This is a genomic window from Variovorax sp. MSC1_012, assembly GCF_023667525.1.
Taxonomy (GTDB): Bacteria; Pseudomonadota; Gammaproteobacteria; order Burkholderiales; family Burkholderiaceae_C; genus Variovorax; species Variovorax beijingensis_B.
In genome coordinates this window covers 5005003-5016929 of the sequence record NZ_CM174443.1, presented here as the reverse complement: position 1 = coordinate 5016929, position 11927 = coordinate 5005003, and the positions used below count along the sequence as shown (strand labels likewise).

Here is an 11927-nt window from a genome sequence, read left to right as displayed (position 1 = left end):
AGGCTCCTTACAGTTCCAGCACTTTGGGCTGTTGGGCGGTGTGCGGGTGCTCTGCACCGCCGTACACCTTGAGTTTCTTGATCATCGCGTAGCCGAGCGGGCCCTTGGGCAGCATGCCCTTGACGGCCTTTTCCAGGGCGCGGCCCGGGTGCTTGGCTTGCATGTCGCGGAAGTTCGTGGCCGTGATACCGCCCGGGTAGCCCGAGTGACGGTAGTAGACCTTGTCGATCGGCTTGGCGCCGGTGACGCGCAGCTGGGCTGCGTTGATGATGACGATGAAGTCACCGGTATCGACGTGAGGCGTGTAAATGGCCTTGTGTTTGCCGCGCAAACGGAGAGCAACTTCGCTGGCTACTCGTCCGAGGACCTTATCGGTCGCGTCAATCACAAACCACTCGTGCGTCACGTCAGCGGGCTTGGCGCTGAACGTTTTGGTCATGAGTTTTCTCTATAAAGAGGGTTTGGCGAGCCCTTTTCCACGGTCGGCGTTCCTCTGACGGGAATCTCTTAGGTGGGGATAATCTCCGCCGCGGGGCTACAAAAACGCTGCGAAGCCCGCGATTATACGAAGAATCGGCCAATCGGGGCAAATTTGGACCAAGAGGCTGCCCAAGCCGTTACCATCGACCCCATGTTCAGTTACCGCCACGCCTTCCACGCCGGCAACCACGCCGACGTGCTCAAGCACACGGTGCTGATTGCCACGCTCGACCACCTGCTCGAAAAAGAAGCAGCGCTGACCGTGGTCGACACCCACGCCGGCGCCGGCCTGTACCGCCTGGACGGCGACTACGCCGGCACCAGCGGCGAGGCCGCCGAGGGCGTGCTGCGCCTGCTGGCGGACAAGAAAGCCCCCGCCTCGCCGATCCCTGCCGCCAAGTCCGCCGCCAAAAAGGCAGCGCCCGAAGCCGAGGCGCCTCTGGCCGACGCGATTGCGCGCTACCTGAGCGTGATCCACGACTTCAACCCCAAGGGCGGCGCCCGCATCTATCCCGGCTCGCCTTTCATCGTGCAGCACCTGCTGCGCGACCACGACAAGCTCAAGCTGTTCGAGCTGCACCCGACCGATGCCCGCACGCTGGACGCCAACATCGCCCAGCTCGAGGCGGGCCGGCAGATCGCGGTGCTGCGCGAGGACGGGTTCGGCAGCGCCACCAAGTTCCTGCCGCCGCCCTCGCGCCGCGCGCTGGTGCTGATGGACCCGAGCTACGAGATCAAGAGCGACTACGGCCGCGTGCTCGACTTCGCGGCCGAGGCGCTCAAGCGCTTTGCCACCGGCACCTACGCGATCTGGTACCCGATCATTCCGCGCCCCGAGGCGCACGACCTGCCGCGCCGGCTCAAGACCCTGGCCACCAAGGCGGGCAAGCCCTGGCTGCACGCCACGCTCACGGTCAAGTCGAGCAAGCTGACCACCACGCCAACGGGTGAAACCCAGCGCCCTGGCCTGCCGGCCAGCGGCATGTTCCTGATCAACCCGCCCTACACGCTGAAGCCGCTGCTGGCGGCCGCCCTGCCCCAGCTGGCGGAGCGGCTGGCGCAAGACCGGAACGCCACCTTCTCGCTCGACGCGGGCGGCTAGCAGCCTCCCCCTGCGGGTCTTCTTGCGGATTTATCGGCGGCGGCGCGGCGGCACTTTCACCTGGCGCCGTGCAGGTGCGGGAGAGGCCGCCGGAGCCTGCGCCTCGCCCTCCTCCACCTCGGAGCCGCCGCAGCGCATGCCCTCGCGGTCGATGATCGTCAGCGCCACCTGCTTGATGCCGAGCCCGATCAGGCCGATGCGCTCGGCCGCGCCGCGGCTCAGGTCGATGATGCGGCCCTGCGCGTAGGGCCCTCGGTCGGTGATGCGCACCAGCACCTCGCTGCCGTTGACGAGGCTGCGCACGCAAACGCGGGTATTGAACGGCAGGGTCTTGTGGGCCGCAGTCATGGCCATCATGTCGAAGCGCTCGCCGCTCGCGGTCTTGCGCTGGTGGAACTGAATGCCGTACCAGGAGGCACCGCCGCGCTCGAAGATCTCGCGCGGGCCGCTGTCTCCGGGCACGCCGTCGTCGGGCCCCAGTTCGCCGGTGCCCGATACCGCGAGGTCATAGCGAACCGAAGGCACGCTCGAGCGGGCCGGGGCGCCCGGCGGCACCGCCAGCTTGCGCGGCAGGGGCAGCAGCTTTGCATTGGCGTCCTTGTCCTTCTGCGCGTCCGCCGCGGCTCCGCCCTCGGTGGCCGGCGGCATGGCGCAGCCGGCCAGCACGCAGGTTGCCGCGACGAGCGCAATGCGAAGCGAAGTGAGCAGCCGATGGCCCGCTCCAGGACGCCACCCCTTCAACCGAGGCGCTCCAGTACAGCCAGCGTGGCCACCGACTGGTTCATCGTGTAGAAGTGCAGCGCCGGCGCGCCGCCGCCCTGCAGCCGCGCGCAGAGGTCGGTCACCACGTCGAGGCCGAAGGCCTTGATGGAGGCCGTGTCGTCGCCGAAGCCCTGCAGCCGCAGCCGGATCCAGCGCGGGATTTCGGCGCCGCAGGCATCCGAGAAGCGCATGAGCTGCGTCGAGCTGGTGATCGGCATGATGCCCGGCACGATCGGCACGTCGAGCCCGAGCTTGCGTGCGTCGTCGACGAAGCGGAAGTACGCCTCGGGGCTGAAGAAATACTGCGTGATCGCCGAGTCGGCCCCGGCCTTCACCTTGGTGGCGAAGGCCTGCAGGTCGGCCTCGGGTGAACGAGCCTGCGGATGCACCTCGGGGTAGCAGGCCACCTCGATGTGGAAGTCGCGGCCGGTTTCCTCGCGGATGAAGGCCACGAGGTCGCTCGCGTACTGGAATTCGCCGCCGATGCCGTAGCCGCTCGGCAGGTCGCCGCGCAGGGCGACCAGGCGCTTCACGCCCATCGCCTTGAGCTCGGCCAGTTGCTCGCGCACGGTGGCGCGCGTGGCGCCGATGCACGAGAAGTGGCTCGCGGCATCGACGCCCTCGGACAGGATCTCCTGCACCGCACCGAAGGTGCCCTGGTGCGTGGAGCCGCCCGCGCCGTAGGTCACCGAGCAGAACTCGGGCTTGCGCGCATACAGCTGCTGGCGCACCGCGCGCAGCTTGACCGCGCCTTCGGGCGTCTTGGTCGGAAAGAATTCGAAACTCAATGGAAGGCGCACCTGCGTCTCCTAGGAACCGTTCGCAGTGTCCGCGCGAACGGCGTGAATGAAAAACTCGCGGTTGCCGTCGCCGCCCGCAATGGGGCTGTCGAACCACCGCAGCACGCGCAGCCCGAGCGCCTCGCAGGCATCGCGCAGCCGCTTCTCGACCACCGCGTACATCGACGCGTCGCGCACGATGCCGCCCTTGCCGACCTGCCCCGGCTGCAGCTCGAACTGCGGCTTGACAAGCATCAGCAGCTGGCCGTCGCCGGCCAGGAACGGCACCACGGCCGGCAGCACCAGCGTGAGCGAGATGAACGACAGGTCGCCGACGATCAGGTCGAAGCGCAGGACGGAAGGCTCCTCGCCTTCCTCCTCCTGCAGATCGTCCGGCGACAGCGCACGCGCATTGACGCCTTCGATGGCCACCACGCGCTCGTCCTCGCGCAGCTTCGGATGCAGCTGCCCGTGGCCGACGTCGACGCCCACCACCTTCGCCGCGCCGCCTTGCAGCAGGCAGTCGGTGAAGCCGCCTGTCGACTGGCCCACGTCGAGGCACAGCTTGCCGTCGGCGCTGACGCCGCTGGCTGCCAGCGCGCCTTCGAGCTTGAGCCCGCCGCGCGAGACGTAGCGCGCCTCGGCCGCATCGTCGAGCTCGACCTCGGCGGACTCGGGCACCTCGTCGCGGTTCTTCACCACCGAGCGCCACGCGTCCGCGCTGCCCGCATCGCGCCAGCGCATGCCGCCGGCAATCAGCCGCACGGCCTGCGAACGCGACGCGGCAAGGCCGCGCTCCACCAGCAATTGGTCGGCGCGCATCAGTACCGGTACGTGTCCGGCTTGTAGGGGCCGTTCTTGCTCACGCCGATGTAGGCGGCCTGTTCGTCCGTGAGCTCGGTCAGCATCGCGCCGACCTTCTTCAGGTGCAGGCGCGCGACCTTCTCGTCGAGGTGCTTGGGCAGCACGTAGACCTTGCCGGCCTGGTAGGCGTCGGGCTTGGTGAAGAGCTCGATCTGGGCGATGGTCTGGTTGGCGAACGACGACGACATCACGAAGCTCGGGTGGCCCGTGCCGCAGCCCAGGTTCACGAGGCGGCCCTTGGCCAGCAGGATGATCTTCTTGCCGTCGGGGAAGGTGATGTGGTCGACCTGCGGCTTGATCTCTTCCCACTCGTATTTCTCGATCGACGCGACGTCGATCTCGTTGTCGAAGTGGCCGATGTTGCAGACGATGGCCTGGTCCTTCATGGCGGCCATGTGCTCGTGGCGGATCACGTCCTTGTTGCCGGTGGTGGTCACGAAGATGTCGGCCTTGTCGGCGGCATATTCCATCGTGACGACCTTGTAGCCTTCCATCGCGGCCTGCAGCGCGTTGATGGGGTCGATCTCGGTGACCCACACCTGGGCGCTCAGCGCGCGCAGCGCCTGGGCCGAACCCTTGCCCACGTCGCCGTAGCCGGCCACGCAGGCCACCTTGCCGGCAATCATCACGTCGGTGGCGCGCTTGATGCCGTCGACAAGCGATTCGCGGCAGCCGTAGAGGTTGTCGAACTTGCTCTTGGTGACGGAGTCGTTCACGTTGATGGCGCGGAACAGCAGCGTGCCCTTGGCGCTCATCTCGTTCAGGCGGTGCACGCCGGTGGTCGTTTCCTCGGTCACGCCGATGATCTCGGCCGACTTGCGGGTGTACCAGGTCGGATCGACCGCCAGCTTGGCCTTGATGGCGGCGTAGAGGACGCGTTCTTCCTCGCTGGTGGGTTTGGCGAGCACGCCCAGGTCCTTCTCGGCGCGCTGGCCCAGGTGCATCAGCAGCGTGGCGTCGCCGCCGTCGTCCAGGATCATGTTGGGGCCTTCGCCCTGCGAGCCCTTGGGGCCGAAGTCGAAGATGGCGTGGGTGTAGTCCCAGTAGTCCTTCAGCGACTCGCCCTTGATCGCGAACACCGGCGTGCCGGCGGCGGCAATCGCGGCGGCGGCATGGTCCTGCGTCGAGAAGATGTTGCACGAGGCCCAGCGCACGGTGGCGCCGAGCGCCTGCAGCGTCTCGATCAGAACGGCCGTCTGGATCGTCATGTGCAGCGAGCCCGTGATGCGCGCGCCCTTGAGCGGCTGCGCCTTCGAGAATTCCTCGCGGATGGCCATCAGGCCAGGCATTTCGGTTTCCGCGATGCGGATTTCCTTGCGGCCCCAGGCGGCCAGCGAGAGGTCGGCAATTGCCTGGTCGGCGGTGGAAACGGGGGTGGGCTTGAGAACAGCGCTCATGAGAACTCCAACAAAGCTAGTTTGAAAGGTGCCACTGCGTTCGGGGGAAAAGACTCACCGCGAGAACAGCGGGTGAGCGTGGTTGCGATGTGGTCCGAGCCTCACGCCTGGCGGCGCTGCAACGCTCCTCGGAACCGCGGATTGTAGACGGGGCGCCCAGGCGAGCCAACCGCCGGGGCATCCCACATGCCGGAAAGCGCAATTCGCATCCGGGGCATAAATCGACTTGGCCCCAACCCCCCGGAAGTTCCAAGGGAAATCCCGCAGGCAAATCTTGCCGCCGCGGCGCCGCGGGCGGGCTGCCGCGGCGTATCGTGGCGAGGGACTGTTGGCCCTCCGGCCGGTCCTTGCCGCTCACCCGTTCGTTCTTCACCCGACACAGGAGATACCGCACCATGGCCACTGCCAAGAAAGCCGCCGCGAAGAAGACCACCGCCAGCAGCAGCACCAGGGCGGCTCCCGAAGCCGCCGACATGCTCGACCCCATGAAGAATCTCAAGGCCATGACCGACCGCCTGCAGGACCTCAACCTGACCGGCGGCGCGAGCAAGTTGCTCGAGAGTGGACAGAAGGACCTCCAGGCGCTGATGCAGGCGAACCAGAAGTCCTACCAGGGCCTGCAGACCGTGGTGCAGCGGCAGACCGAGATGATCAAGAGCGCCATCGCCGAATGGCAGACGGCCGCCAAGGAAATGCCCGGCAAGGATGCCAAGGCCAACCTCGCCAAGCTCGACGAACTCGGCCGCCAGTCGTTCCAGCGCGCCATCGACGACATCAAGGAACTGGCCAACCTCGCGGCCAAGTCGCAGGCCGATGCGTTCGAGCTGGTGCGCCAGCGGATCCAGGCCAATGTGGATGAAGTGACGAAGTTGCTGCAGCGCAAGTAAGGCGTTTTCGGCGGGTCGGACAGGCGGTTCGGGGCCGCCTTCTAAAATCGGGCCATCCCCCTGCAGATTGCCCCATCTTGTCTTTTCTCTCCGAAACCCGCCGCCGTCGCACCTTCGCGATCATTTCCCACCCCGACGCCGGCAAGACCACGCTGACCGAGAAGCTGCTGCTTTTCTCCGGCGCGATCCAGATCGCCGGTTCGGTGAAGGCGCGCAAGGCCTCGCGGCACGCCACCTCCGACTGGATGGAAATCGAGAAGCAGCGCGGCATCTCGGTGGCTTCGTCGGTCATGCAGATGCTGTATCGCGACCACGTGATCAACCTGCTCGACACGCCCGGCCACAAGGACTTCTCGGAAGACACCTACCGCGTGCTCACGGCGGTCGACTCTGCCCTGATGGTGATCGACGCGGCCAACGGCGTGGAGGCGCAGACGCGCCGGCTGATCGAGGTCTGCCGCCAGCGCGACACGCCCATCATCACCTTCGTCAACAAGATGGACCGCGAGGTGCGCGAGCCGCTCGACATCCTCGACGAGGTGGAGCGCGAGCTCGGGATGCCCTGCGTGCCGATGACCTGGCCCGTGGGCCAGGGCAAGAGCTTCCGCGGGATCATGAACCTGCGCACACAGGCAATGACGGTGTTCGAGTCGGGTAGCGAGCGGCTGCCGCAGGATTTCGAGACCATCGCGCTGACCGAACGCGACACGCTCACGAAGCGCTTCGGCGCCGACTTCGAATCCGCCATGGACAGCATGGAACTGGCCACCGGCGCCTCGCCCACCTGGGACCGCGAGGCCTTCCTGGCCGGCAAGCAGACGCCGGTGTTCTTCGGCTCCGGCGTGAACAACTTCGGCGTGATGGAAGTGCTCGACGCGCTGGTCGACCTCGCGCCTTCGCCGCAGTCGCGCACCAGCACCACGATGGTCAACCGCCAGCCGGTGGTGAAGGAGATCCAGCCCGAGGACAAGGACTTCGCGGGCGTGGTGTTCAAGGTGCAGGCCAACATGGACGCCAACCACCGCGACCGCATCGCCTTCGTGCGCATGGCCTCGGGCAAGTACACGCCGGGCATGAAGCTCAAGGTGCAGCGCACGGCCAAGGAGCTGCGCCCCACCAGCGTCGTGACCTTCATGAGCCAGCGCCGCGAGGCAGTCGAGGAGGCCTACGCCGGCGACATCGTGGGCTTCACCACGCACGGCGGCGTGCAGCTGGGCGACACCATCACCGACGGCGCGAGCCTGCAGTTCACCGGCCTGCCCTTCTTCGCGCCCGAGCTGTTCATGACGGTGATCCTCAAGAATCCGCTGCGCACCAAGCAGTTGCAGCAGGGCCTGGCCCAGCTCGGCGAGGAAGGCGCCATTCAAGTGTTCCGCCCCGAGATCGGCGGGCCGATGCTGCTGGGGGCCGTCGGGCAGCTGCAGTTCGAGGTGGTGCAGCACCGCCTGAAGGCCGAGTACGACGCCGACGTGCGGCTCGAAGGCTGCCAGTACACCGGCGCGCGCTGGATCACGGCCGATTCGCCGGCCGAGCTGCGCGAATTCGTCAACGCCTATCCGCAGCGCATGGCGAAGGACGCGGCCGATACGCTGGCCTTCCTGTGCACTTCGCCCTACGACGTGCGGCTGGCGCAGGAGCGCTTTCCGAAGATCCACTTCCATCCGCTGCGGGAGCACGCGGGGCTGGCGCTGCAGAACGCGGGCTGACGCAGGCTCAGCTGCCCGTCGAGGCGTAGTGGCGCAGCCCGATGCGCCATGCGCCGAAAGCCGCCGCGAGGAACACGAAACCGGCGAGCGGCGACACCATGCCCACCCAGCGCGGCGCGCCCAGCGGATCCGGCTTGCCCAGGATCGCGAGCGCCGGGTAGTACGCCACACAGGCCAGCGGCACGATGAAGGTCAGCACGCGGCGGAACCACTGGGCATAGAGCGCCAGCGGGTACTGCGCCGCCTGCACGCCGCCGTAGGTGAGCACGTTGGCGATCTCGAGGCTTTCGACGGTCCAGAACGACAGCGTGCCCTGCAGCACCAGGATGCCGAGGAAGAGCGCGATGCCGCCGGCCATGGCGAACAGCGCGACGGCCACGGCGCTGGGCGTCCATGCGATGTCGGCCTGCACGGTTGCGAAGGCCAGCACGAGCAGGCCCTGCAGCAGACGGCCCAGGCGGCTGATGCGCACGTCGTGGCCCATGAGCTGCAACGCCAGCGGACGCGGGCGCAGCAACAACCGGTCGAAAGTGCCGGTGCGCAGGAACTCGGTGCCCAGCACGTCGAAGCCGCGCCCCAGTGCGTCAGCAATCGCGAACATGCAGTTGACCAGGCCATAGAACAGCGCGGCCTCGCCGATGCTCCAGCCCTGCACTTCGCCAAAGCGGTGGAACAGCGCCCAGACGGCGATCACCTCGATGCCTGTGCCGAGGAACTGGCCCAGCGTCAGCAGCAAGGCGGACGCGGGGTACCTGGCCTGGCCGCTGATGGAGGCGGCCATGAGGCGGAAGAAGAGAGGGAGGGCGCCCATCTTCAGTGGCCCTCGCCGCTGTTCAGGGCGCGTGCACAGGCCACCGGGTACTTCCCTCCGCGAATGTCCCCCGGGCTTCGCCCTCCTCCTTGATTTCGCTGCGGGAAGCGCCCGGTGTCCTGTGCACACCTAGCGCGGTCGTTGTGCTGATCGATCAACGACCGCACTGCCCAACGCTCACGTCGATGGGGTGCCTTGCGCGGCGAAATCAAGGAGGAGGCCGCAGGCCGGGGGACATTCGCTTCGCCGCGTACTCCGTCGGCGGGAGTGCGCCCTGAACGACGGCGCGCAGCAAGGAAACAGCAAGTCACCCTAGCCACCCTGCACCTGCAGACTACGCATCGTGCGCCCCATCGCCAGGCGGCCGAATGCGACCAGCAGGGCAATCCAGAAGCACTGCAAGCCCAAGCCCCCCAGCGCATGCCAGCCGCTCAGCTGCCCGAAGTACAGCCGCGCCGGAATGTCGAACAGCCCCGCCAGCGGCTGCACCAGCAGCGCGGCCTGCCAAGCGTCGGGCAGCAGCGCCAGCGGCAGCAGGTTGCCCGAGAACACGATGACCACGGGGGTGGCCACCGCGCTGATGCCGCGCTCGTTGAGCGCCGCCGTGGCCGCCACGTTGAGCAGCATCACCATCGCGGTCGACAGCAGCAGCGCGAGCCCGATCGAGAGCAGGAAGGCCATGCCGGCCACCGCATTCGCGGGCAGCTGCCAGGCCCACTCGCCCAACCCCGCCAGCGGTAACGCGACCGCCGCGAAGGCCGCCATCAGCGCCATGCGCGGCAACAGCCGCGCCGCGATCCAGCCGGCGCTGCGCGCGAACCACAGTGCGTACGCATCCACCGGCCGCAAACGGTCGTAGGCGACCGCGCCGGTGCGCACGGCCTGCGCCACCTCGGGGTCGCCGAGCCAGGGCAGCAGCACCAGCAGGCCTTGCGCGAGCCAGGTGTAGCTGATGGCTTGGGCGAGCGACATCGGCGAGGCCGCGCCCGCGATGGCGCTGCCGCTGTAGAACGCCGCGAACACCATCACCTTGATGCCGCCCCACCAGCACTGCGTGGCAAAACCGGCAAGCGCCGCCGTGCGGTACTGCAGCATCTGCATGAAGCGCGACACGAAGGCCGCGGCATAGGGGCGCAGCAGCTCGCGCGGGCTCACGCTTCGGCCGCTCCGTGCATGGCATAGAAGCGCGCGATCACGGCCTCGATCGCCATGCCTTCGAGGCGGATGTCTTCCACCGCGTGTTCAGCGGCGATGCGCGCGATCAGCGCGGGGGCGGAGGTCAGCGCAGGATCGAAATCGAGCACCAGCGTCTGGCCGTCCCGCGCGTGCACCGTGGCGCCGGGCACCTGGTCGGGCAGCGCCGCTTCCTGTGCGAAGTCGACCACCAGCCGGCGCTCGGCCATCACCTGCGCGCGCAGCGCCTCGACCGGGCTGTCGGCCAGCACGCGGCCGTGGCCGATGACGATCACGCGCTCGGCCAGCGCCTCGATGTCATGCATGTCGTGCGTGGTCAGCAGCACGGTGGTGCCGCGCTCGCGGTTGGCGCGGCGTACGAAGTCGCGCACCGCGAGCTTTGAGGGCGCATCGAGGCCGATGGTCGGCTCGTCGAGAAACAAGATGTCGGGCTCGTGCAGCAGCGCCGCCGCGATCTCGGCGCGCATGCGCTGGCCCAGCGAGAGCTGCCGCACCGGCTGGCCGAGCACGCGCTCCAGGTGCAGCAGCGCGACCAGTTCGTCGCGCGTGCGCCGATAGCGCGCCGGCTCGACGCGGTAGATGTCGCGCAGCAGGTCGAAGCCGTCGCCCACCGGCAGGTCCCACCACAGCTGCGTGCGCTGGCCGAAGACCACGCCGATGCGAGCCACGTGCCGCTCGCGGTCCGCGAAGGGATCGCGTCCGTCGATCTCCACGCGCCCGCCGTCGGCCCGCAGGATGCCCGAGAGAATCTTGATGGTGGTCGACTTGCCCGCGCCGTTCGGTCCGATGAATCCCAGCAGCTCGCCACGCTCGAGCGAGAACGACACGCCCGACAGCGCCTGCACCGTGCGATGGCGGCGCTGCACGAGGCCGCGCAGCGCACCCATCACGCCCGGGTCGCGCTCGGAAATGCGGTAGCTCTTGAGAAGGTGGTCGACGAGGATGTGGGGCATGGAAAGCGCCGCGCCGGCCTGGAACGCGCGGCGGGGGCGGGATGCTACACGAAACCGCCGGTACGATCACGGGCTCTCCAGAGATTGCCCGCCCGCCATGCCTTCGCCGCCTTCCCTGCCGCCCTCGCCCACCCATCTGCTGCCGCTGGACCGCTGGGCCGCGCCCACGCGCCGCGCGCTCGCGGGCATGTTCACGGACATCGACGACACGCTCACCACCGAGGGCGCGATCACCCCCGACGCATTGCAGGCGCTCGGCGATCTCAGGGCCGCGGGCCTCGCCGTCGTGGCAATCACGGGCCGGCCGGTGGGCTGGAGCCTGCCCTTTGTCAACACCTGGCCGGTCGATGCCATCGTGGCGGAGAACGGCGCGGTGGCGCTGCTGCCTGCGGCCGAGGGCAAGATCGAGAAGCGCTACATGCAGGACGCGCCCACGCGCACCGCCAACTTCGAGCGCATGCAGGCCGTGCTGGCGCGCATCGAACGCGAGATCCCGGGCGCGCAGCGCGCCACCGATTCACCGGGCCGCGAGACCGACATCGCCATCGACCACAGCGAGTTCGTGCTGCTGAGCGAAGAAACCATCGCCCGCGTCGTCGCGCTGATGCGCAGCGAAGGCATGCACGCCACCGTGAGCAGCATCCACATCAACGGCTGGTACGGCGACAACGACAAGCTCGAAGGCGCGCGCTGGATCGTGCGCGAACTCTGGGGCCGCGCGCTCGACGACGAACTCGACCGCTGGGCCTATGTGGGCGACTCCACCAACGACCAGCTGATGTTCCGCACCTTCGCGAGCAGCATCGGCGTGGCGAACGTCGCGCGCTTCGTGCCTCAGTTGGAGCACCTGCCGCGCTACGTGACCGGAGGCGAGCGCGGCGCGGGCTTTGCCGAGGCGGCGCGCGCCGTGCTATTGGTTCGCTGACCGGCAGTTGCGGCCCAGGGAATCGCGGGCCAAAAAAGGCCCGCACGAGGCGGGCCGAATGGATCGG

12 protein-coding genes and 1 riboswitch are annotated in these 11927 nt (G+C 68.1%); of the genes, 4 read left to right on the top strand and 8 right to left on the bottom strand.

Going from position 1 to position 11927, the window contains the following annotated elements; all coding sequences use genetic code 11:
* Positions 1 to 7: 7 nt before the first annotated feature.
* Positions 8 to 439: a 50S ribosomal protein L13 gene (gene rplM, locus L1081_RS23600; RefSeq protein WP_015867439.1), complete on the bottom strand. Its 432-nt coding sequence runs from the start codon at positions 437 to 439 to the stop codon at positions 8 to 10.
* A 192-nt stretch (positions 440 to 631) separates the two neighbouring features.
* Here rplM and L1081_RS23595 point away from each other — a divergent pair, with 192 nt between their 5' ends.
* Positions 632 to 1582 carry a 23S rRNA (adenine(2030)-N(6))-methyltransferase RlmJ gene (locus tag L1081_RS23595; protein ID WP_489414315.1) on the top strand — a complete coding sequence of 317 codons (951 nt, stop codon included), beginning with the start codon at positions 632 to 634 and terminating at the stop codon, positions 1580 to 1582.
* Between the two features lie 30 nt (positions 1583 to 1612).
* Here the strand turns inward: L1081_RS23595 and L1081_RS23590 are convergent, their stop codons facing one another.
* From L1081_RS23590 to ahcY, 4 genes are all read right to left on the bottom strand, one after another.
* Positions 1613 to 2230, bottom strand: coding sequence for a septal ring lytic transglycosylase RlpA family protein (locus L1081_RS23590; RefSeq protein WP_489416831.1), 618 nt, complete (start codon positions 2228 to 2230; stop codon positions 1613 to 1615).
* 89 nt (positions 2231 to 2319) lie between these two features.
* On the bottom strand, positions 2320 to 3144 hold the full coding sequence (gene metF, locus L1081_RS23585; RefSeq protein WP_489414314.1) for a methylenetetrahydrofolate reductase [NAD(P)H]: 825 nt from the start codon (positions 3142 to 3144) through the stop codon (positions 2320 to 2322).
* A gap of 9 nt (positions 3145 to 3153) precedes the next feature.
* Positions 3154 to 3945 carry an SAM-dependent methyltransferase gene (locus tag L1081_RS23580; RefSeq protein ID WP_489414313.1) on the bottom strand — a complete coding sequence of 264 codons (792 nt, stop codon included), beginning with the start codon at positions 3943 to 3945 and terminating at the stop codon, positions 3154 to 3156.
* On the bottom strand, positions 3945 to 5384 hold the full coding sequence (gene ahcY, locus L1081_RS23575) for an adenosylhomocysteinase (protein ID WP_489414312.1): 1440 nt from the start codon (positions 5382 to 5384) through the stop codon (positions 3945 to 3947). Before ahcY ends, L1081_RS23580 begins: the two co-directional genes overlap by 1 nt.
* Positions 5385 to 5451: 67 nt before the next feature.
* Positions 5452 to 5520, bottom strand: a riboswitch (S-adenosyl-L-homocysteine riboswitch).
* Positions 5521 to 5779: 259 nt separating this feature from the next.
* Here ahcY and phaP point away from each other — a divergent pair.
* Complete coding sequence (gene phaP, locus L1081_RS23570) at positions 5780 to 6271, top strand: TIGR01841 family phasin (protein ID WP_489414311.1); 492 nt, start codon at positions 5780 to 5782, stop codon at positions 6269 to 6271.
* Between the two features lie 77 nt (positions 6272 to 6348).
* Positions 6349 to 7977: a peptide chain release factor 3 gene (locus L1081_RS23565; RefSeq protein WP_489414310.1), complete on the top strand. Its 1629-nt coding sequence runs from the start codon at positions 6349 to 6351 to the stop codon at positions 7975 to 7977.
* Between the two features lie 7 nt (positions 7978 to 7984).
* Here the strand turns inward: L1081_RS23565 and L1081_RS23560 are convergent, their stop codons facing one another.
* The 3 genes from L1081_RS23560 to L1081_RS23550 all read right to left on the bottom strand — a co-directional run bounded on the left by L1081_RS23560 (position 7985) and on the right by L1081_RS23550 (position 10935).
* Entirely contained in the window at positions 7985 to 8788 is an 804-nt protein-coding gene (locus tag L1081_RS23560; RefSeq protein WP_489414309.1) for an ABC-2 family transporter protein, read from the bottom strand.
* A gap of 312 nt (positions 8789 to 9100) precedes the next feature.
* Complete coding sequence (locus tag L1081_RS23555; protein WP_489414308.1) at positions 9101 to 9943, bottom strand: ABC transporter permease; 843 nt, start codon at positions 9941 to 9943, stop codon at positions 9101 to 9103.
* The gene (locus L1081_RS23550; protein ID WP_489414307.1) at positions 9940 to 10935 is read right to left on the bottom strand and encodes an ATP-binding cassette domain-containing protein; all 996 of its coding nucleotides are present in this window, start codon (positions 10933 to 10935) and stop codon (positions 9940 to 9942) included. The genes L1081_RS23555 and L1081_RS23550 overlap by 4 nt, the downstream gene beginning before the upstream one ends.
* 97 nt (positions 10936 to 11032) lie before the next feature.
* Here L1081_RS23550 and L1081_RS23545 point away from each other — a divergent pair, with 97 nt between their 5' ends.
* Positions 11033 to 11860, top strand: a complete 828-nt coding sequence (locus L1081_RS23545) for an HAD-IIB family hydrolase (protein ID WP_489414306.1) — start codon at positions 11033 to 11035, stop codon at positions 11858 to 11860.
* Positions 11861 to 11927 lie beyond the last annotated feature (67 nt).